The sequence below is a fragment of the Nocardia jejuensis NBRC 103114 genome (assembly GCF_001613145.1).
Classification (GTDB): Bacteria; Actinomycetota; Actinomycetes; order Mycobacteriales; family Mycobacteriaceae; genus Nocardia; species Nocardia jejuensis.
Window position 1 is genome coordinate 76,588 of the sequence record NZ_BDBU01000007.1, and the last position, 20,190, is coordinate 96,777.

19 protein-coding genes are annotated in these 20,190 nt (G+C 68.4%); 12 read left to right on the forward strand and 7 right to left on the reverse strand.

The genetic code is table 11. The features are described from left to right. The first annotated feature begins 68 nt into the window (after nt 1–68). Nucleotides 69–1,157, forward strand: a complete 1,089-nt coding sequence (locus NJ1_RS06390) for a carboxylate-amine ligase (protein ID WP_067688726.1) — start codon at nt 69–71, stop codon at nt 1,155–1,157. A 26-nt stretch (nt 1,158–1,183) separates the two neighbouring features. Here NJ1_RS06390 and NJ1_RS06395 read toward each other — a convergent pair whose 3' ends face one another. From NJ1_RS06395 to NJ1_RS06415, 5 genes are all read right to left on the reverse strand, one after another. Further along, the gene (locus NJ1_RS06395; RefSeq protein ID WP_157573787.1) at nt 1,184–1,996 is read right to left on the reverse strand and encodes an LppU/SCO3897 family protein; all 813 of its coding nucleotides are present in this window, start codon (nt 1,994–1,996) and stop codon (nt 1,184–1,186) included. A 141-nt stretch (nt 1,997–2,137) separates the two neighbouring features. After that, on the reverse strand, nt 2,138–2,674 hold the full coding sequence (locus tag NJ1_RS06400; protein WP_067688732.1) for a DUF4333 domain-containing protein: 537 nt from the start codon (nt 2,672–2,674) through the stop codon (nt 2,138–2,140). A 146-nt stretch (nt 2,675–2,820) separates the two neighbouring features. After that, entirely contained in the window at nt 2,821–3,447 is a 627-nt protein-coding gene (locus tag NJ1_RS06405; RefSeq protein ID WP_067688735.1) for an MBL fold metallo-hydrolase, read from the reverse strand. Beyond that, nucleotides 3,447–4,532: an S-(hydroxymethyl)mycothiol dehydrogenase gene (locus tag NJ1_RS06410; protein ID WP_067688738.1), complete on the reverse strand. Its 1,086-nt coding sequence runs from the start codon at nt 4,530–4,532 to the stop codon at nt 3,447–3,449. Before NJ1_RS06410 ends, NJ1_RS06405 begins: the two co-directional genes overlap by 1 nt. A gap of 129 nt (nt 4,533–4,661) precedes the next feature. After that, nucleotides 4,662–5,540 carry a LysR family transcriptional regulator ArgP gene (locus NJ1_RS06415; RefSeq protein WP_067688741.1) on the reverse strand — a complete coding sequence of 293 codons (879 nt, stop codon included), beginning with the start codon at nt 5,538–5,540 and terminating at the stop codon, nt 4,662–4,664. 73 nt (nt 5,541–5,613) lie between these two features. Between NJ1_RS06415 and NJ1_RS06420 the strand changes: the two genes are divergently transcribed. Beyond that, complete coding sequence (locus NJ1_RS06420; RefSeq protein ID WP_245717246.1) at nt 5,614–6,231, forward strand: LysE/ArgO family amino acid transporter; 618 nt, start codon at nt 5,614–5,616, stop codon at nt 6,229–6,231. Here the strand turns inward: NJ1_RS06420 and NJ1_RS06425 are convergent. Next, nucleotides 6,228–7,238, reverse strand: a complete 1,011-nt coding sequence (locus tag NJ1_RS06425; RefSeq protein ID WP_067688747.1) for a Gfo/Idh/MocA family protein — start codon at nt 7,236–7,238, stop codon at nt 6,228–6,230. The two genes, NJ1_RS06420 and NJ1_RS06425, sit on opposite strands and share 4 nt — an antisense overlap. A gap of 35 nt (nt 7,239–7,273) precedes the next feature. Continuing rightward, nucleotides 7,274–8,278 carry a LacI family DNA-binding transcriptional regulator gene (locus tag NJ1_RS06430; protein WP_067688750.1) on the reverse strand — a complete coding sequence of 335 codons (1,005 nt, stop codon included), beginning with the start codon at nt 8,276–8,278 and terminating at the stop codon, nt 7,274–7,276. Nucleotides 8,279–8,592: 314 nt separating this feature from the next. On the opposite strand from NJ1_RS06430, the gene NJ1_RS06435 reads away from it, so the two are divergent. From NJ1_RS06435 to NJ1_RS06480, 10 genes are all read left to right on the forward strand, one after another. Beyond that, nucleotides 8,593–9,528 (forward strand): TIM barrel protein, encoded by a 936-nt coding sequence (locus tag NJ1_RS06435; RefSeq protein WP_067688753.1) that lies wholly within the window; start codon nt 8,593–8,595, stop codon nt 9,526–9,528. A gap of 13 nt (nt 9,529–9,541) precedes the next feature. Continuing rightward, entirely contained in the window at nt 9,542–10,576 is a 1,035-nt protein-coding gene (locus NJ1_RS06440; RefSeq protein ID WP_084477810.1) for a sugar ABC transporter substrate-binding protein, read from the forward strand. Nucleotides 10,577–10,596: 20 nt separating this feature from the next. After that, a complete protein-coding gene (locus tag NJ1_RS06445; protein ID WP_067688756.1) occupies nt 10,597–11,643 on the forward strand; it encodes an ABC transporter permease in 1,047 nt (348 codons plus the stop codon). After that, complete coding sequence (locus tag NJ1_RS06450) at nt 11,640–12,440, forward strand: ATP-binding cassette domain-containing protein (protein ID WP_067688759.1); 801 nt, start codon at nt 11,640–11,642, stop codon at nt 12,438–12,440. The genes NJ1_RS06445 and NJ1_RS06450 overlap by 4 nt, the downstream gene beginning before the upstream one ends. Continuing rightward, nucleotides 12,437–13,375 carry a 5-dehydro-2-deoxygluconokinase gene (gene iolC, locus NJ1_RS06455; RefSeq protein ID WP_067688761.1) on the forward strand — a complete coding sequence of 313 codons (939 nt, stop codon included), beginning with the start codon at nt 12,437–12,439 and terminating at the stop codon, nt 13,373–13,375. Before NJ1_RS06450 ends, iolC begins: the two co-directional genes overlap by 4 nt. Further along, nucleotides 13,366–14,259 (forward strand): Cgl0159 family (beta/alpha)8-fold protein, encoded by an 894-nt coding sequence (locus NJ1_RS06460; protein WP_067688764.1) that lies wholly within the window; start codon nt 13,366–13,368, stop codon nt 14,257–14,259. Before iolC ends, NJ1_RS06460 begins: the two co-directional genes overlap by 10 nt. Before the next feature lie 130 nt (nt 14,260–14,389). Beyond that, nucleotides 14,390–15,280, forward strand: coding sequence for a 5-deoxy-glucuronate isomerase (gene iolB / locus NJ1_RS06465; RefSeq protein WP_067688767.1), 891 nt, complete (start codon nt 14,390–14,392; stop codon nt 15,278–15,280). A 34-nt stretch (nt 15,281–15,314) separates the two neighbouring features. Then, entirely contained in the window at nt 15,315–17,159 is a 1,845-nt protein-coding gene (gene iolD, locus NJ1_RS06470) for a 3D-(3,5/4)-trihydroxycyclohexane-1,2-dione acylhydrolase (decyclizing) (protein WP_067688770.1), read from the forward strand. A gap of 140 nt (nt 17,160–17,299) precedes the next feature. Continuing rightward, nucleotides 17,300–18,811, forward strand: coding sequence for a hypothetical protein (locus NJ1_RS06475; protein ID WP_245717247.1), 1,512 nt, complete (start codon nt 17,300–17,302; stop codon nt 18,809–18,811). A 48-nt stretch (nt 18,812–18,859) separates the two neighbouring features. After that, on the forward strand, nt 18,860–20,161 hold the full coding sequence (locus tag NJ1_RS06480) for a vWA domain-containing protein (protein ID WP_067688775.1): 1,302 nt from the start codon (nt 18,860–18,862) through the stop codon (nt 20,159–20,161). The last annotated feature ends 29 nt before the right edge of the window (nt 20,162–20,190 follow it).

Here is a 20,190-nt window from a genome sequence, read left to right on the forward strand (position 1 = left end):
GTGCGGAACTGCCGAAACAGACCGTTCCGACAGGTGTCGGCGGGCCGATATCGAGGTACACAGGATGAGTGGATGCCCCGCCGACGGTAGGTGTCGAAGAAGAGTTTCTCCTAGTCGATCCGCTGACCGGTGCGCCCGTCGGCAAGAATGTCGACGTCGTTCGCACCGCCGCGGATTTCGGAATAGACCTGCAATTGGAAATTATGCGGTGCCAGGTCGAAACCAGCACCGGAGTGCACACCGAGACCACCGAACTACTGCAGGAATTGCGCACCCTGCGCAGCGGCGCCGCGGCCAGCGCCGAGAAGAACGAGGCCCTGCTGCTCGCGGTCGCGGTACCGCCGACCGGCGTGGACGAGCTGACCATTACCGGCACACCGCGCTACAAGCGGATCGCCGAGGGCTACGGGCGGCTCGCGAACGAGCAGGGCCTGTGCGGCTGTCACGTGCACGTCGCCGTTCCCAATCGCGAGGCGGCCCTGCACGCGAGCAACTTCCTGCGCCCGTGGTTGCCGCTGTTCCTAGCCCTGACCGCGAACTCCGCGATCTACCGCGGCGATGAAACCGGTTATGCCAGTTGGCGAAACATTCTCTGGCGGCGCTGGCCCAGCGCCGGTCCGCCCCCGCACTTCGATACGACCCGTGAGTTCGACACCGCGGTCGAGGCGATGCTGTCCGCGGGCGTCATCCTCGATCAGAAGATGGTCTATTGGGATGTGCGTCCCTCGGTAGCCTTCCCCACCGTGGAGGTCCGCGTCAGCGACGTGCCCGCCACCGTGCAGGAGACCGCCCTGCTGGCCACCCTGATCCGCGCCACCGTAATGACCGCCCGCAGCGCCGATTCCGCCCCCTCGGTCGCGGAAGGCACACTGCGCGCGGCCTATTGGAAAGCGGCACACGAGGGACTCGACGGCCCCGCCATAGATCCGCTGCGCGGCACCACCATCCCCGTGCAGGACCTGCTCGGCACGCTCGTCGACCTCGTCGAGCCCGCCCTCGTGCACCTGGGCGATCGGGACTTCGTCAACGACGCGATCACCGCCCTCCTCACCCGGGGTAACGGCGCTCACCGCCAACTCGAGGCCTTCCGCCACCGAGGTCAACTCGCCGACGTCATCGACGAACTGGCCCAAGCCACCCTCGCCTCCTGCCGCTGAACCACGCGATACGGCTGCGGGGCAGGCTATTTCATGCGTACGCAGAGGGCGTAGGTCTGGATTTCGGGGCCGCTGCCGTATCGGGTGGTGTGGGTGAAGACCATGTCGGCCTCGGGGTAGTCGGTGTCGCACTGGTTGTCGGCCAGGGGACCGGTGGGGCGGGCGATCACTTCGGCTTCGGCCTGAGGGTCGGTGCAGGGGACGATGACAAGGACCGGGTCGTCGTCGGTGGCCAGGGGGCCGTGCGTGTTGTGGATGCAGTCGCCCGCGACGGCGAAGCCGGGGTCGGTGCGGGCCGTCGTCTTCGGGACCGCGGGCACCGACGGGATCACCGCGTAGGGCGCGGTGTAGGTGGTGCGAGGGTAGGTGGGGTAGCTGGAATAGCCACTGCCGGAGGAGGACTGGCTGCCGGCGGCCGAGGCGATCACGGAGCCGATGGCGATCAGCGGAATGAAGAAGCCGAAGAACTGCCAGCGCTGGACCAGTGGCTTGCCCTCGTCCATCGGCTGTGACGGCCCGCCGGGGATCGGCGGAGCCAGGCGGCCGATCCGGCCGCGGTTCACCACGTTGCTCAGGATGGTCAACGGGTTCACCACGACGAACGAGATCGGTCCCCACCAGCCCTGGACCAGGCTGTCCGCGGTCATGTGGCGGAAGACTGCGATACCGCAGTTGCGGCAGTAGGGGCCGGGCAGATTGCGCATCTGCATGAACAGAATCAGGCCGCGATGAGCGCGGAAGTCGAGCTTCACCGCCGGGGTGGCGCCGCAATACTTGCAGTAGACGCCGTTGGCGGACGCGAAATCGGGTGTGGCGAAGGCTGTATCGGACGTGGTCAAGCTGGACGATCCCCCCGGGGTGACACTGGAACCGTCGTATTCAAGCATGATCGGGCGACAAACGCCGAGTCACCGCGAAAAGCGTTGCGGGCCCGGCGTTGCCGCTGCCTCGAAGGGGGATTCGGTTGTGCCCTGGCGACGCTACGCGAGGGGCTTGTCGTCGACGATCATGTCGTAGTTGACCTGATCGCCCTCGACATTGGTGGTCGTCGCGGTGACACCCCAGCGGGTGCCGTCGCTTTCGGTTACCACGCAGCGAACGCTGGTGCCGGTGGCTCCCCGCAGCAGGCCCGTACAGGTGGACGACTTGGGCGCGACGCCGACTTTCTCCTGATAGAAGTTGGACACATTGCCCGCGATGTCGTCGGGCGCGACGTATTTGTCGGTGAAGTTCAGGTCGTAGAACGCGGTGTCGTCGTCGACCTTGGTCACCTTCGCGGTGACCGCCCAGGCCTGGCCGTCACCGGCCGTGATCGTGCACTTCTGGGTGGCATCCACCTTGGCGTCCAGATCACCATCGCACGCAACGGATTTCGCGTCTTCGTGCGACTTGTCGTGGAATACGCTACCGGCTTTCGATTCCACATCACTCTTGCTCACCGAACCGGTCCCCGTATTGCATCCGGCCACGAGAATCGGGACGAACAAGAGGGGCAGAGCAGCTGTCAGTTTCCGCATAGACAACTTTATGCGCAGGTGTCGCGATGATCTTCGCGGTTTCGACAGGAAAGATCGACTTCGCACGGCGAGCCGGTGCGGCGCGCCGAAATTATTGGCGAGGTTCGCACGTTTTGCGAACCTCGCCAATCTCGGGCGTTCCGGACTCAGTGGCCGCGCTGGCGCCAGTCGTCCAGATGCGGGAACTCCGCCCCGATGGTGGTGGACTCCCCGTGCCCGGTGTGCACCAGGGTGTCCGAGGGGAGGGTGAGCAGCCGGTCCTCGATCGAGCCCAGAATGGTGGGGAAATCGGAGTAGGACCGCCCGGTCGCCCCGGGCCCGCCGTGAAACAGGGTGTCGCCGCTGAAGAGCACGCCCAGATCGGGGGAGTGGAAGCAGACCGCACCCGGCGCGTGCCCGGGAGTGTGCAGGACGCGCAGGGCGGTATCGCCGACCTCGATGACCTGCTTGTCGGCGAGCTCGCCGTCGGGGTCCACGTCCGGGTGCGTGAGCCGCCACAGCACCAGATCGTCCGGATGCAGCAGGATCGGCGCGCCGGTGGCCTTGGACAGCTCGGGTGCGAAGCGAATGTGATCGTCGTGCGCATGGGTCGCGAGAATGGCCTTGACCTTGCGTCCCTCCACCAGATCCAGGATCGCCTCGACATTGTGCGGGGCGTCGATGATGACGCATTCCGCGTCGTCGCCGACCAGCCACACATTGTTCTCGACCTCGAAGGTCTCACCGTCCAGGCTGAAGGTGCCCGAGGTGACGGTGTGATCGATATGGCCCATCAGAGCACCACCACCGAGCGCAGCACGTCACCGTGGTGCATCTTCTCGAAGGCGGCCTCGATGTCGGTCAGCGCGATGGTCTCGGTGACGAACGCGTCGAGATCGAAGCGGCCCTGCTTGTACAGCTCGATCAGGTACGGGAAGTCCCGCGAGGGCAGCGCGTCGCCGTACCACGCGGACTTCAGGGATCCACCGCGCGAGAAGAAGTCGATGAGCGGCATGTCGAGCGTCATGTCCGGGGTGGGCACGCCGACCAGCACCACGGTCCCGGCCAGATCGCGCCCGTAGAACGCCTGCTTCCAGGTTTCGGGGCGGCCGACGGCGTCGATCACCACGTCCGCGCCGAAGGTGTCGGTGAGCTCCTGAATGCGTTCCACCGCATCCTCTTTGGCGGAGTTGACGGTGTGCGTCGCGCCGAAGCCCTTGGCCCACTCCAGTTTCCGCTCGTCGATGTCGACGGCGATGATGGTGGTCGCACCGGCCAGCCGCGCGCCCGCGATGGCCGCGCTGCCCACGCCGCCGCAGCCGATCACCGCGACGCTGTCACCGCGGGTGACGCCGCCGGTATTGATCGCCGCACCGAGTCCGGCCATGACGCCGCAGCCGAGCAGGCCCGCCGCGACGGGCGAGGCGGTCGGATCCACCTTGGTGCACTGTCCGGCGTGCACGAGGGTCTTCTCGGCGAACGCGCCGATGCCCAGCGCGGGGGTCAGCGGCGTGCCGTCGGTGAGAGTCATGGGCTGCGAGGCATTGTGGGTGGAGAAGCAGTACCACGGCTTGCCCTTGCGGCAGGCCCGGCAGGTGCCGCAGACCGCACGCCAGTTCAGGATGACGAAATCGCCGGGTTCGACGTCGGTGACGCCCTCGCCAACCGCCTCCACCAAGCCGGCGGCCTCGTGGCCGAGCAGGAACGGGAATTCGTCGTTGATGCCGCCCTGCCGGTAGTGCAGATCGGTGTGACACACCCCGCACGCCTGGATCTTCACGACGGCTTCGCCCGGGCCCGGATCCGGGATCACGATTTCGGTGAGTTCCACGGGAGCGTTCTTCGAGCGTGCGATGACGCCGCGCACAATCTGGGACACGTAGTTCCTTTCTCGGCTAAAAAGCAATCCCCCCGACTATCGCATCCGGGCGGGGAACAGGTGCGACTCGATCTCACCGAGTCGCACGCCGTCCCGCCGGGCCACCGTCGGGGAGAGTGCCGGAGGCGCTCAGAGTAGTGCCGCCGCAGCCGCTTCGGCGATGGTGGCGGCGACCAGACTCAGCGCGGGGGAGTCGAGCCGCCATTGCTGCCAGTACAGCGGAACGTCGACGAAGACCTTGTCGTCCAAGGGGATCAGGGTGTCGTCGGGGCGCATCTGCAGATCCGGCATCATCCCCCAGCCGAGCCCGATGCGGATGGCATCGCCGAATCCGGCCGAGGACGGGATGTAGTGGCGGGGCGGATCGACGGGTCTGCGGGTGTACTGGCGCATCAGCCGGAACTGCAGATCGTCCTTGCGATCGAACAGAACCACCGGCGCCCGGGCGAACGCCGCGGCGGTCGGGCCGTCCGGAAACCAGGTGCGCACGAAGTCCGGCTCGGCCATCGGCCGGTAGCGCATGGCCCCGAGCCGCCGCACCGAACAGCCCTGCACGGCCGCGGCGGTGGAGGTGATGGCGGCCATCACCGTGCCGTCGCGCAGTAGCCGGGTGGTGTGCTCCTCGTCCTCGCGGTGGATCTCGAACGAGACACCCCCGGCGGCGCGTCCGAGCGCGGCCATGACCCAGGTCTGTAAGGAATCCGCATTGACCGCGATCGGGATGTTCACCCGCGGCGCGTCCTCCTGGTCTGCGCCGCCGAGCTCGCGCGCGGTGTCGCTGGTGAGCAGCTGGATCTGTTTGGCGAGCCGCAGCACGGTGAGCCCGGACTCGGTCGGCTGCACCGGTTTGGTGCGTTGCACCAGGATCCGGCCCGCCGAGTCCTCGAGTGCCTTGATTCGCTGGCTGATCGCGGAGGGCGTGACGTTGAGCCGCCGGGCGGCCGCCTCGAAGGTGCCCTCGCTGATGACCGCGTCCAGGGCGCGCAGCTGATCCAGTTGCAGATCCATATTAAGAAACTGTAATCGTGCTTCAGAATCTTTAGCTGGCCTGGTGATGGACGACTGCCCTAGTTTCGGGGGAGTGAACGCATCATCGGCGGCCCTGGCAGGCCTTTCAGGACTCGGCTTCGGACTCTCCCTCATCGTGGCGATCGGCGCGCAAAACGCCTTCGTGCTGCGCCAGGGAATCCGACGCGAGCATGTCCTGCCGGTGGTCGCGGTCTGTGCCGCCTCCGATGTGGTGCTCATGAGCGTCGGGGTGGCCGGTTTCGGCACCGTGATGGAGAAGGCCCCGGTCCTGCTGACCTTCGCAAAATACGCAGGCGCGCTGTTCCTGCTCGGCTACGCCTTCCTGGCCGCGCGGCGCGCCTTCTCCGCCTCGGGTCTCACCGCCGACGGTGGCGCGCCGATCGCCCTGGGCGCGGCCATCGCCACCTGCCTCGCGGTGACCTGGCTGAATCCCCATGCCTACCTGGACACCATGGTGCTGCTGGGCTCGTTCGCCAGCACCTATGCCACCCCGGACCGCTGGTTCCTGGCCGCGGGCGCGATTCTGGGCAGCATCATCTGGTTCGTGTCACTGGGTTTCGGTGCGCGCCTGCTGGCTCCGGTCTTCGCGAAGCCGAGAGCCTGGCGAATCCTCGATACCGTCATCGCGACCGTCATGACCGCCCTGGCCCTCGGGCTGGTCCTCGGCTAGCGACGGACGTCGGCGAGCTGCACCGGCTTACCGTCCCGGCGGGAGCGCTCGCAGGCCTCGGCGATGTAGAAGGCCTCGAGCGCTTCGCTCGGCGGGCAGGGATTGTCGTTGCGGCCCGTGGCCACACCGACGAACACCGCCAGCTCCTCGGCGTACGCGCCGTGGAAACGATCCATGAAACCCGGATACGCGGGCAGCGGGGACTGCGGGTAGTCGGGCTCGACCGAATGCAACGGGGCCCGGTCATCCAGTCCGACAACGGCATTGCCGAGCGAGCCCAGGGCCTCGAGCCGCACGTCGTAGCCCGCGCCGTTGTAGCGGCTCAGCGACACGGTGGCCAGCGCGCCGTCATCGAGCCGCAGAACGACCGCCGCGGTGTCCACATCGCCCGCGTCCACGAAGAACTGCTCGCCGCGGTTGGCTCCGGTGGCGTAGACCTCGGTGACCTCGCGACCGGTGACCCAGCGGATGATGTCGAAATCGTGTACGCCGCAATCGCGGAACAGTCCGCCCGAGCGCGGGATGTATTCCGCGGGCGGCGGGGCGGGGTCGAGGGTGGTGGCGCGCAGCGTGTGCACCCAGCCGAGTTCGCCCGCCGCCACGGCGCGTCGAGCCGCACGGTACCCGGCGTCGAATCGACGCTGGAAGCCGATCTGGACCGGAACCCGCGAGTTCGCGACGTGCTCGACCACCGCCAGCGTGCCGGTGATATCGGCCGCGATGGGCTTCTCGCAGAACACCGGGATGCCGCGATCGACCGCGGCGGTGATGAGTTCGGGATGCGAGTCGGTGGCGGTGGTGACCACGAGCGCGTCGATTCCGGAATCGAACAGGGCCGCGGTATCGGCGGCGAATTCCACCTCGAGTTTGTCGGCGGTGGCCCGGGCGCGCTCGGCGTCGACATCGGTGACCACTACGGCGCCGACCCCGGGCAGGTGCCGGAGGGTTTCGGCATGCGAGGTTCCGATCCGGCCGGTACCGGCGAGACCCACTCGAATGGACGGCATGGCAAAGCTCCTTCTCGGATCGGGTGCGGCACAGCTCAACCGCGGGGTGCGGCGGTCGTCGCGCGGACGACCAGGGAGGGCTCGAGACGTTTGCGCACCGGTTCGGTGCGGCCGTCGCGCAGGCGCTCGGTGAGGGCTTCGACGGCCAGCCGCCCGATGCTGGTGCGCGGCTGGTCGATGGTGGTCAGTGAGACGTGACGCAGCGCCGCGAGCGAGGTGTTGTCGTATCCCACGATCGAGACATCCTCGGGCACCCGCAGTCCGGCCTCGGCGAGCGCGGACATCGCGCCGACTGCGTTGAAATCGTTGCCGCACAACAGGGCGGTGGGAAAAGTGCCGGGGGAGAACAGGTTCAGCAGCTTGCGCACCGCGGCCGCGCCCGCCGCGTCGGTGTGCTCGCTGGGCACCACCATGGGCTCGAGACCGTACCGCTGCATGGCGGCGGTGTAGCCCTTGCGGCGCGGCGGCGCGGCGAAGGCGGCTCCGCCGTCCAGATGCACGATGCGGCGATGGCCAAGGGAGACAAGATGATCCACGGCCAGGGCCGCTCCGGTCTCGCCGTCGTCGTTGACGGTGTCGACCGTGGCGGTGCTGGAGGTGCGCGATACCAGCACGATCGGGCAGCGTTGCGACGCATCCCGGATGGCGGCGGCGGGCAGTACCGGTGAGAGCAGGATGATCCCGCCGGGGCGGAAGGCCAGCAGGCCGTCCAGTGCGGTGCGTTCCCGGGCGGCACTGCGGCGGCCGGTGGTGAGGATGAGCTCCAGCCCCGCGTCCTGCGCGGCCTCGTCCATACCCTCCACCACGTCGGCGAAGAAGGCGTTGCGCAGGTCGGACACCATGACGCCGACCAGGTTCGAGGTTCGGCTGGCCAGCGAGCGGGCCATGGCGTGCGGCTGATAACCGAGGTCGGACGCGGCCTGCAGCACCGCGCGGCGGCGATGCTCGCTCACCTTGGGGGAGTTGCGCATCACGAGCGAGACCAGCGCGCGGGAGACGCCCGCCGCGGCGGCGACGTCCTCCATCGTCGGTCGCGTCATGGTGCCTCCGAAATGTGGGTGTCGACATGTGGTGCCGCGGATGGGTTCCGAATCGGTTGTGACGGACGGTACAGCGTCGGTCGGTAGCGGGCAATAGAGCGCTCTAATCCGAAATTCCGGATGTGATACTCGATGGTGAAACGCACTGGAAGATGCTGTTGTGCATGGTTAGCCGCTAATTTCGAGCCACTTCGGAGCCCTTGACACTCGAGTGAGCCAGGTTACATTGTTGGAGCGCTCCAACGTCGAGACCATAGATCGCATCGACCGCGAGCGTTCCACCCGATGGCTCACGACAGGTCTGGGATGTGCCGATGACCGAACCGCTCCGTCCATTGCGAACCGACACGCTGCGAACCGACACGCTGCGGATCGCCGCCGCGCCGATCTCCTGGGGGGTCTGCGAAGTCCCCGGCTGGGGGCACGCCCTCGATGCGGGGACGGTCCTGGCCGAAATGGCGCGGCTGGGAATCACCGCGACCGAGTTCGGTCCACCGGGCTACCTGCCCGCGGACCCCCGGGAATTGCGCGAGCGCCTCGGCGGCTACGGCATCACGCCGATCGGGGGATTCCTGGCCCTCGCTCTGCATCGAGACCCCGGCACTGCGCTGGCTCGGGCCCGCGAAGCCGTCGCGCTGTTCGCCGCGACCGGCGCCGAAGTGCTGGTGCTGGCCGCCGCGACCGGGCAGGACGGCTACGACACGAGAACCCCGCTCACCGACCACGAGTGGCGGACCCTGATCGACACCGCCGCCACCGTCGGCGATATCGCGGCCGAACACGGGCTGCGGGCGACACTGCATCCGCACGTCGGAACCCATGTCGAGACCGAGGCCGAGGTGGAACGCTTCCTGGCCGACTCCGAGCTCGACATCTGCCTGGACACCGGGCACCTCGCCATCGGCGGAACCGACCCGGTCGCCCTGGCTCGACGTGCGGCGCATCGGATCGGGCACGTCCACCTCAAGGATGTGCGCCTGCACCTGGCCGACGAAGTGCGCAGTGGCCGAATCGAATACAGCGAGGCGGTGCGCCGCGGACTGTACGTCCCGCTCGGCGAGGGCGACCTCGACATCGACGCGCTGGTGCGCACCGTGCACGAGGCCGGCTATCGCGGCTGGTACGTCATCGAGCAGGACACCGCGCTCGGGCCCGACGAGACCGCCGCCGCAGCGAGTCGCGACGCGGAACACAGCCTGCGTGTCCTGGCCGGAATCGGGGCCGCAGTGGCTTCGGCGCGGATTCACTGAGGAGGTGAAGACAATGCCGTCCCTATTCTCCCCGGCGTCGCGCGTGCCGTGTTCCGCCAGGCCACCCCGCTCACGCGGGTCGCGGCTGCGCCGTCTCTCGCCCTGGTTCGCCGCCGCGGCACTGCTCGCGGCCTGCAGCGGTCCGGGCACCGATGTCGCGGGCACCACCGGGTCACCGGCCTCGGTGGGCGAATTGACCTCGGTCGCCGTGGTCACGCACGGGTCGCCCGGCGACGCCTTCTGGAACGTGGTCAAGAACGGCGCGGAAGCGGCCGGGAAGGACCTCGGCGTGCGCGTGGAGTACAACTCCGCCGGCGACCCCGGGCAGCAGGCCAAGCTCATCGACAATGCGGTGGCGCAGGGCGTCGACGGGTTGGTGGTGTCCATGGCCAATCCGGACTCGCTCAAGCCATCCATCGAAAAAGCTAGGGCCGCAGGGATTCCCGTGGTGACCATCAATTCCGGCGAGGCCGAGAGCGTGGCCTACGGTGCGATCGGGCACGTCGGGCAGAGCGAGCGCATGGCCGGTGAATCCGCAGGCAAGCGGCTGGCCGAGGCCGGAAAACGCAAGATGCTGTGCGTGATCCACGAAGCCGGGAACATCGGCGCGAACGATCGCTGCGCCGGTGCGACCCAGGGCTTCGGCCAGGCCGTCACGCTGCAGGTCGACATCAACAACCCGGCCGACGCGCAGGCCCGCATCAAGGGCGCGCTCGAGGCGGATCCAGCCCTGGACGCCGTGCTGACGCTCAATTCGCAGGTCGCCGCGCGCGCGGTGGACGCGGTGCGCGAATCCCGGTCCAAGGCCACGGTCGCGACCTTCGATCTCAATACCGATGTGGTGGAGGCGATCAGGGCGGGCACGCTGTTGTTCGCGGTCGATCAGCAGCAGTACGAACAGGGCTATCTGCCGGTGGTCATGTTGAAGCTGTACCGGTCGAATCTCAATACCGTCGGCGGCGGACATCCCGTGCAGACGGGACCGGCCTTCGTGGACAAGCGCAATGTCGATGCCGTCGCCGCACTCGTCGGCCAGGGCACCCGGTGAGCGGGTCGGGAGAGAGCGAAATGACTGTTACGACGAAGCCATCCGAGTCCGCGGTGGCCGACGCGAAGGCCTCCATCATGAATCGCCTGGTCGTGCGGCCCGAAATCGGCGCTCTGCTCGGCGCGCTGGTCGTGTTCCTCTTCTTCACGATCATCACCGACAAATTCCTGAGTCCCCTGGGGGTCTCGACCTGGCTGGACGACGCCTCGACCCTCGGGATCATGGCGGTGGCCGTGGCGCTGCTCATGATCGGCGGGGAATTCGACCTGTCCGCCGGGGTGATGACCGCGTCCACGGCGTTGATCACCGCGCTGCTCGCGGTCGACGCGGGCTGGAATGTGTGGCTGTCACTGGCGGTGTCGCTGGCGTTCGCGCTCGCGGTCGGTGCCTTGAACGGCTGGGTGGTGATGCGGACCGGGCTGCCGAGCTTCATCGTCACCCTGGGCACCTTCCTGGCCCTGCAGGGCCTGAATCTCGGTGTCACCCGGTGGGTGACCGGCACGGTACAGGTGTCGGGGATCCGCGCCGCGGACGGATATCAGTCCGCGGGCTGGGTTTTCGCCGCCACCACCGATATCGGTGATGCTCGCATCCAGGCGTCGGTGCTGTGGTGGATCGTGCTCACCGCGCTGGCCGCGCTCGTGCTGATGCGCACCCGCTTCGGCAACTGGATCTTCGCGGTCGGCGGCTCGTTGCCCAGCGCACGCGCGGTCGGCGTACCGGCCATGCGGACCAAGATCCTGTTGTTCATGACCACGGCCTTCGCGGGCTGGGTGGTCGGCGCGTGCAATCTGCTGCGCTTCGCCAGCGTGCAGGCCAATCAGGGTGTGGGACTGGAGTTTCAGTACATCATCGCCGCGGTGGTCGGCGGATGCCTGCTGACCGGCGGTTTCGGCTCGGTGGTCGGTGCGGCCATCGGTGCGCTCATCTTCGGTATGGCACGACAGGGAATCGTGTTCGCGCGCTGGGACAGTGACTGGTTCATGTTGTTCCTCGGCGTGCTGCTGCTCTCGGCCGTACTGGTCAACAACGCGTTCAAGAAGCGGGCGGAAAGGGTACGCCGATGAATTCCACGGGCGAGAGCGCTCCACTCATCGAGACGGTCGCGATCGGTAAGAGCTACGGCGGTGTGGTCGCGCTGCACGACGTGTCCACCGTGGTGAAGGCCGGTCAGGTCACCTGCGTGCTGGGTGACAACGGTGCGGGCAAATCCACGCTGATCAAGATCCTGGCCGGGGTGCACCAGCACGACGCCGGCGAACTGCGGCTCGACGGCGAATCGGTGCGATTGTCCTCGCCCCGTGAGGCATTGGATCGCGGCATCGCCACGGTGTACCAGGATCTGGCGGTGGTGCCGCTGATGAGCGTGTGGCGCAATTTCGTGCTCGGCTCCGAACCGGTCAAGAGCTACGGGCCGATTCGGTTGCTCGACCGGGCGCAGGGCCGGGACATCACCCGGAAGGCGCTGGCGGACATGGGGATCGACATCCGGGATATGGAACAGCCGGTGGGCACCCTGTCCGGTGGTCAGCGCCAGTGCGTCGCCATCGCCCGCGCCGTGCACTACGGAGCCAAGGTGCTCATTCTCGACGAACCGACCGCGGCGCTGGGCGTGAAGCAGGCGGGTGTGGTGCTGCGCTATGTCGTGCAGGCACGCGACCGCGGGCTGGGCGTCGTGCTCATCACCCATAATCCGCATCACGCCTTCCCCGTGGGCGATCGGTTCCTGCTGCTCAAGCGCGGCGGCATGCTCGGCGGCTATGAGAAGTCCGAGATCGACCTGAACGAGCTCACCCGTCAGATGGCGGGCGGCGCGGAACTCGAAGCGCTGCAACACGAACTATCGCGGGTGGTGACGCCGTGACCGAGCTGGAGGTATTGACGATCGGACGGGTCGGGGTGGACCTGTACCCGCAGCAGAGCGGTGTTCCGCTCGCCGAGGTGAGCACGTTCGCCAAGTTCCTGGGCGGCACCGCGACCAACGTCGCGGTGGCGGCGGCCCGGCTCGGCCGCCGCGCCGGGGTGCTGACCAAGGTCGGCGGAGACGGTTTCGGGGATTTCGTGCGCACGGCGCTGGAGGGTTTCGGGGTGTCGTCGCGGTATGTGGGCACCTCGGCGGATCTGCTGACGCCGGTGGTGTTCTGCGAGCTCGATCCGCCCGCCGATCCGCCCCTGCTGTTCTACCGCCTGCCCATCGCACCCGACCTGACCCTGACCGAGGACGAGATCCCCTGGGACGTGGTCGATTCGGTGCCGCTGCTGTGGGTGACCGGAACCGGCGTCAGCGCCGAACCGGGTCGGGGTACACAGCGTGCGATCCTGCGCCGCCGGGGACGCCGCGCCCATACCGTGCTGGATCTCGACTACCGGCCCATGTTCTGGCCCGATGTCGAGACCGCGCGCGCCGAGATCGGCTGGATGCTCGATCACGTGAACGTGGTGGTGGGCAACAGAACCGAGGTGCGGGTGGCCGTCGGCACCGAGGATCCCGACGAGGCCGCGGACCGGCTGCTGGCGCGCGGCGTCCGGCTCGCGGTGATCAAGCGCGGCGCGCAGGGCGTGCTCATCGCCACCGAATCCGAACGGTGGACCGTGCCGCCGTGTCCGGTGGAGGTGGTGTGCGGACTGGGCGCGGGGGACGGGTTCGGCGGTGCGCTGGTGCACGGGCTGCTCTCGGGCTGGGATCCGCACCGGATCGCCACCTATGCCAATGCCGCGGGCGCGCTGGTCGCTTCGCGCCTGGCGTGTGCCGATGCCATGCCGACCGATGCCGAGATCGAGGAGATGTTGTGCACCTGACCGACGACCGCTGGTACGACCTGTTACGGGTGCGGGCCACCGAGCCGGAGGCCATCCGCTCCGCGTACGCCGACCGGCGTCGCCGTCCGAACCTGTTGTCCGAGCGCGGAACCCTGTTTCTGGTCGCGGCCGACCATCCCGCGCGCGGGGCCCTCGGCGTCGGCGCGGACAGCACCGCCATGGCCGATCGCCGCACGCTGCTCGAGCGGCTGCTCATCGCCCTGGACAATCCCGCCGTGGACGGGGTGCTGGGTTCCCCCGACATCGTCGAGGAACTGCTGCTGCTCGGCGCGGTGCACGACAAGATCGTCATCGGCTCCATGAATCGCGGCGGTCTGGCCGGCGCGGACTGGGAGATCGACGATCGCTTCACCGGATACGACGCCGAAGCGCTGGTCAAATACCGCCTCGACGGCGGCAAGATGCTGCTGCGACTCGTCGATTCGGATCCCGGCACCATCCCCACCCTGGAAGCCTGCGCCCGCGCGGTCTCCGAACTGGCCGAACACGGGCTGATGGCCATGGTCGAACCCCTGCCCTACCGGCGCGACGCCTCCGGTGCGCTCACCATGCACCGGGACGCCGCCGCCCTGCAGCGCGCGATCACCGTCGCCTCCGGCCTGGGCGTCACCTCGGCCTACACCTGGCTGAAAATTCCGGCCCCGGAACATATCTCGGTCCTGGACGCCACCACCCTCCCGGTACTGGTCCTGGGCGGCGCACCCTCGGGCGACCCGCAGGCCGACCTGAACTCCTGGGGAGCGGCGCTCCGGCACGACGTCACGCGCGGCCTGGTGGTCGGGCGCAGCCTGCTCTACCCGCCGGACGGCGACGTCGCGGGTGCGGTCGACGCGGCGGCGCGAGTCCTGGAGGCGGCCCGATGAGTGCGGTCGTCCGTCGAATCCCGGTCGCGTCGTCGGTGCCGAGTCGGAAACCGTCGACCGAGAGAGCATCCGGAGTGGGTGCGCGCGGAGCCGTGGTCGTCCCACCCGGTCCGGGAACGGCGGTGCGGACATGAGCACGCTGCACTATCCGGCCGGAACCCTGCGCAGCGGAACCGATCCCGTGGTGCTGACACCCGCGGACGCGGGCTGGACCTACACCGGTCTTCGGGTGCTGCGGCTGCACGCCGGTGCTTCCCGGATCGTGCGCACGGGAGACTTCGAGGCTTTCGTGCTCCCGCTGGCCGGTTCCTGCACGGTCCGGGTCGACGGCCTCAGGTTCGAACTCGACGGGCGCGCTTCGGTATTCGCGCGCGTGACGGATTTCGCCTACGTCCCGAGGGATGCCGAGATCGAATTGTCCAGCGCCGCCGGTGCGGAGATCGCCCTGCCGATGGCGCGCTGCACTCGACGGCTGGAACCGAAATACGGCCCGGCGGAACAGGTTCCGGTGGAGGTGCGCGGGGCGGGCTCCGCGACGCGACAGGTCACCGGCTTCGGTGTACCCGGTGTCTGGGAACACGCGGACAAACTCAATGCCTGCGAGCTCATCACCCCCGACGGGAACTGGTCCTCCTACCCGCCCCACAAGCACGACGCGGCGAACGACTGCGAGGTGGTCAACGAGGAGATCTACTACTTCCGGATCGCCGGCCGCGACGGAATCACCACCGGCCCCGAGGGGTTCGGCATGCACCGCACCTACACGGCGGACGGATCACTCGACGAGAACGCAGCGGTGCGGGACGGCGACGTCTTCCTGGTGCCGCACGGCTATCACGGCCCCTGCATCGCCGCCCCCGGCTACCCGATGTACTACCTGAACGTACTGGCCGGACCCGCCCCCGAACGATCGATGGCCTTCTGCGACGACCCCGCCCACGCCTGGGTCCGATCGAGCTGGACAGACACACCTCTCGATCCGCGCTGTCCGGTCACCACCCACCGAGGGCGTGTCCGATGACAGGGCCGGCCATCGACGACGAAGGACTCCCGGTATGAGGATGACGACCGCACAGGCATTGGTGGCGTGGATGATCGCGCAGCGGTCAGCGACGCTCGGCGGGGATGAAGTGCCGCTGTTCCCAGCGGTTTTCGCGATCTTCGGGCACGGGAACGTGCTGGGTCTGGGTACCGCGTTGCAGGAGCGGCGCGAGGAGATCCCGGTGTGGCGCGGCCACACCGAGGAGGGGATGGCGCTCGCGGCGGTGGGGTTGGCCAAGGCCGCGCACCGGCGGCAGGTGGGCGTCGCCACCTCGTCCATCGGGCCGGGGGCGCTGAACATGGTGACGGCCGCCGGGGTGGCGCACGCCAATCGGCTGCCGTTGCTGCTGCTGCCGGGTGACACCTTCGTGAGCCGTGCGCCGGATCCGGTGTTGCAGCAGGTGGAGCACTACGGCGATCCGACCGGCACGGTCAACGACGCGTTCCGCTCGGTCAGCCGCTATTTCGATCGGATCACCAGGCCCGAGCAGCTGATCGCGACGCTGCCGCAGGTCGCGCGGGTGCTCACCGATCCGGCCGACGCGGGGCCGGTGACCCTGGCACTGCCCCAGGACGTGCAAGCCGAGGTCCACGACTTCCCCGACGCGCTGTTCACCCCTGTCGTGCACCACGTTCCGCGTCCACGCCCGGACCGGCGCAGTGTGGCGGCGGCGACCGAGACGCTGCGGTCCGCCACCCGTCCGCTGCTGATACTCGGTGGGGGAGTGCGCTATTCCGGGGCCGGAGCCCGCGCGCTGGAATTCGCTCAGCGGCACGGCATTCCGATCACCGAGACCACGGCCGGGCGCACGCTGGTTCCGCACGATCATTCGCTGTACGCGGGACCGCTGGGTGTCACCGGCGCAGCCTCGGCCAACACCCTCGCGGCCGAGGCGGATGTGGTGCTGGCCGTTGGCACCCGGTTGCAGGACTTCACCACCGCCTCGTGGACGCTCTTCGCGCCCGAGGTGCGGCTGGTGCACATCAACGCCGCGCGCTTCGACGCGGTGAAGCACGGCGCGCTCGCGGTGGTCGGGGACGCCGACGCGACGCTCGCGGATCTCGCGCCGGGCCTGCGCGGCTGGCGGGTGGACCCGGACTGGACCCTGAAGGCGGCCACGGCCCGGTCGGCGTGGGACGCCCACATCGACGAACTGCGCGCCCCCGATGGTGGTGCGCCCACCTACGCGCAGCTGGTCGGCGTGGTCAACGAGCTCAGCGGACCGACCGACTACGTCATGACCGCCTCCGGCGGATTGCCCGGTGAACTGGTCGGCGGCTGGCGCGCCTCGGGCGGCGAGCCGACCATGGATGTCGAATACGGCTTCTCCTGTATGGGATACGAGCTGGCGGGAGCCTGGGGCGCGGCCATGGCGCACGACGCCGGGCTGGTGACCACCCTGCTCGGCGACGGCTCGTACCTGATGCTCAATTCCGAGCTGTTCTCCGCGGCCTTCGCCGGGCATCCACTTGTGGCCGTGGTGTGCGACAACGACGGGTACGCGGTCATCGCGCGGTTGCAGCGGGGACAGGGCGGTGAGCCGTTCAACAACTTCTACGCCGACTGCCGCACCCTGCACGCGAACCCGCCGCGGGTGGACTTCGCCGCGCACGCGAAAGCGCTGGGCTGTGCGGTGTTCACCGCGGGTGAGCTGAGCGAGTTCGCCGATGCCTACGCCCGCGCCCGCACCGCGGCCACGGTCGAACGGCGGCCCGCGGTGGTCGTGGTCGGCACCCGGCCGTCCTCGTGGACCGAGGCGGGAGCGTGGTGGGAAGTGGGTGTGCCGCAGCATCTCTCGGGCCGCGACGCCTATGACCAGTCGAAATCCACACAGCTGCGGATCGCCCGGCGCGACTGACGCGCTCCCGGGTGCGCGGGTCACCGAGAATCCGGGCATACCGTCGGATGGGTGACCCGCGCGGGCATTGTGTGGCAGACTCGGCGCAAACGCGCGACCCGGTCGATGGGCGGCCGTATGCGCAAGGTTGATGTGGGAGTTTGAAGGTCGCAATGGATCTCAGCGCCATCGAGCGTGAGGTGGCCGCGGATCGCGGGGCCGCGCGGGACCGTTCGCCCGAAAACGAGCTACGCCTGGCCACCACGCTGTGCACGTTCGCCCGCGCGCTCATAGCCACCAAAGACGACAGTTCCCAGCGGGATTACTCGGCCTCGGCGCTGGAACCCGCGCAGGAGGCGGTGCTGCTGCGTCTGCGCTGGCTCACCGCCGGTCATGTGACCGCGGTGTTCGCCGGTGAGGTGCAGGAGGCGCTGCGCCTGTTCGAGCAGGCCGCGCGCACCATCGGTCATCGTGAACTCGCGACCGCCACCATTCGCAATGCGTGTCAGGCGTATCGCCATGTCGCGCACACCTATCCGCATGCGGCCGGCGTCTGTGCCGATGCCCTGTCCAAGTGCAGCGTATGGCTCTGCCGCCTCGATCCGAACGCCGCCGTCGCCGCAGGTGAGGATGCCGTGCGCATTCGCGCCTCGCTCTTCGCGGCGGACCCCGAGCAGGCCAATCGCTATCTCGCCACCCTCAATACGCTGCTGCGCACGCTCATGGTCGGCCGCCAGCGCAAACAGGCCGTCGCCATGTATCGCGAACGGTATGCGGCGGTCACCTCCCCGGCCATGGCGCAGCGCCTGCGCGAGCTCAAGGTCGAGGACATGGGTTTCACCAGCAAGACCCTGACCGCGCTGCGCAAGCTCGGCTGCGCGACGCTCGAGCGCGCGGGTCATCTGACCCAGCAGCAGATCCTCTATCAGACCTCTGGCGATCTGTCGACGATCGAGGAGATCAACTGGCAGCTCGCCTTGATCGGCCTCAAGCCGCTGCTGGCCGGGGCCATGCCGGATCAGCCCTCCAAACCGGTGGAGATCGGCAATTCCTTCGGCGCGCTGGGTGTGCGCTGCTCCTCGCGCAATGCGGTCACACTGGTGCGCGCGGCCATCATGGCGGCGTACACGGCCGACGGTGCGAACGTGGTCCCGAGTTCGGCGTATCAGGGTGTGGACGAGAAGCACTGGAGCACACCGGAACCCGAGCAGAACCGGACCGAGCGGCTCGGTGAGGACGTGGTCCTCATCGAAAAGGTCTCCGAGCACTGGGTTTCGGTCAAGAGTCTGAACTGGGAGGTCGCCCCGGTCGGGCGGCATCCGCTGGCGCTGCGCCTGTCTCAGGAGTGGCCGACCGTCACGGTCACCACCACCGAGCAGATGTCCTACGAACTGTGCTGGTACGAAGGCGGTTCCGCCACCCAGTACGCCGCGCTCGGACTGCCCTCGGGGCAGGTGCCGCTCGAAAAGCCCTTGGCCCCACTGGATTTCAAGGCTCTCGCCGAGTACGGCGCGGACTACGCCTCGGAGACACAGGTCCGTGGGGCGTTCGGCAACGCCACCATGTTCACCAAGCTGACCAGCCTGCCCGGCAGCGGTATTCGCCAGGCCGCCGAATCCGGTCCGCTGGCCTCGCACGGCTCGAACATCCTGTACTTCGCCGATCCGGAATAGCTTCGGGGCACCACCCCGGCTCCACCAGCGACCAGAAGGCATGGGGTCATGACGGCACTCGCCAAGGGGCAGAACGGGCCGCTCGCGGTCGACGACGTAGTGATCTCCCTGCGGATCGGCGCGCCCGCGGACCTGTCCGCGCTGCTGGTCACCGAGCGGGGCACCGTGCGCTCGGACGCGGACTTCGTGTTCTTCAATCAGCCCACAGGGCCGGGCGTGCAACTGCGGCCGGCCGCCGGATCGCGGTCCGCCGTGCTGGCCGTGGCCCTGCGCGCCGTGCCCGCGGACATCGCGCAGATTCGCGCGGTCATCGCCCTCGACGATCCGGGCAGCACCTTCGGGGCGGGTGCGGCCCCGATCGCCCATGTCTCGGACGCGGCCGGAAACCCGCTGTACGAGTATGCCGTCGAGGGCTTGTCCAGCGAGTCCATCGTGATCGCGCTCGAGCTGTATCGACGCAACAGCGAGTGGAAGGTGCGCGCGGTCGGCCAGGGGTACGCGGGCGGATTCGCCGCACTGGTGACCGACCACGGTGTGAGCGTCGAGGACGAACCCGCCGCCTTCTCTCCGCCGCAGCCCGACTCGGCCGTGCGGCACGCCGCACCACAGCAGCAGGATTCGCCGGTGCGCTCGGTCGCGGGTGAGGAGAAGCTGTCCCTGGTCAAACGCGAGAAGCTGAACCTGCGCAAGCAGGAGGTCGCGAAGGTGCTGCTGACCAAGGGCGCGTCCGGTGTGCGCGCCCGGGTCCTGCTCGTCATCGACAAGACCGGCAGCATGGCCAGGGAGTACTCGAACGGCGTGGTGCATCGGGTGGTCGAGCGCATGGTCCCCGTCGCGATCCAGCTCGACGACGACGGCGAGCTCGAGCCCTACCTCTACGCCCGCGGCTACGCCAAGCTCCCGAACGTCACCGTCGCCGAGGTGGATGCCTGGTGCGCGACCTACATCCATCTCTCGGGCACCCATGCCGGCATCGACTACGGCAAGCTCGGCGCGTCCAATGACGAACTGCCGATCATCGGGCACATTCTGCAGGCCTCGGCGTCGAGCACGCTACCGGTTCTGGTGCTGTTCTTCACCGACGGCGGTTTCTCCAAGAAGGCCCAGATCGCGGCGCTGATGCGGGACGCCTCGCGGCTTCCGGTGTTCTGGCAGTTCATCGGCCTGGGCAAGAACAAGTTCGGCATGCTGCACGAACTCGACACCCTCAGCGGACGGGTGGTGGACAACGCCGGGTTCTTCGCGGTGCCCGATATCGACCGGCTCAGCGATGCCGAGTTGTACGCGAAGCTGCTCGAGGAATTCCCGGCCTGGCTGCGCGCCGCGAAAGACGCCCAGATCGTCCGCTGAACGGGCGAAATGGTCCACTGAACGGGCGA

Bases quoted from the DNA above. Each gene is read 5' to 3' on its own strand.
- NJ1_RS06400 (WP_067688732.1), bottom strand. From the start codon at position 2,674: ATGCGGAAACTGACAGCTGCTCTGCCCCTCTTGTTCGTCCCGATTCTC.
- NJ1_RS06405 (WP_067688735.1), bottom strand. From the start codon at position 3,447: ATGGGCCATATCGATCACACCGTCACCTCGGGCACCTTCAGCCTGGAC.
- NJ1_RS06415 (WP_067688741.1), bottom strand. From the start codon at position 5,540: ATGGATCTGCAACTGGATCAGCTGCGCGCCCTGGACGCGGTCATCAGC.
- NJ1_RS06425 (WP_067688747.1), bottom strand. From the start codon at position 7,238: ATGCCGTCCATTCGAGTGGGTCTCGCCGGTACCGGCCGGATCGGAACC.
- NJ1_RS06430 (WP_067688750.1), bottom strand. From the start codon at position 8,278: ATGACGCGACCGACGATGGAGGACGTCGCCGCCGCGGCGGGCGTCTCC.
- NJ1_RS06435 (WP_067688753.1), top strand. From the start codon at position 8,593: ATGACCGAACCGCTCCGTCCATTGCGAACCGACACGCTGCGAACCGAC.
- NJ1_RS06440 (WP_084477810.1), top strand. From the start codon at position 9,542: ATGCCGTCCCTATTCTCCCCGGCGTCGCGCGTGCCGTGTTCCGCCAGG.
- NJ1_RS06445 (WP_067688756.1), top strand. From the start codon at position 10,597: ATGACTGTTACGACGAAGCCATCCGAGTCCGCGGTGGCCGACGCGAAG.
- NJ1_RS06450 (WP_067688759.1), top strand. From the start codon at position 11,640: ATGAATTCCACGGGCGAGAGCGCTCCACTCATCGAGACGGTCGCGATC.
- iolB (WP_067688767.1), top strand. From the start codon at position 14,390: ATGAGCACGCTGCACTATCCGGCCGGAACCCTGCGCAGCGGAACCGAT.
- iolD (WP_067688770.1), top strand. From the start codon at position 15,315: ATGAGGATGACGACCGCACAGGCATTGGTGGCGTGGATGATCGCGCAG.
- NJ1_RS06480 (WP_067688775.1), top strand. From the start codon at position 18,860: ATGACGGCACTCGCCAAGGGGCAGAACGGGCCGCTCGCGGTCGACGAC.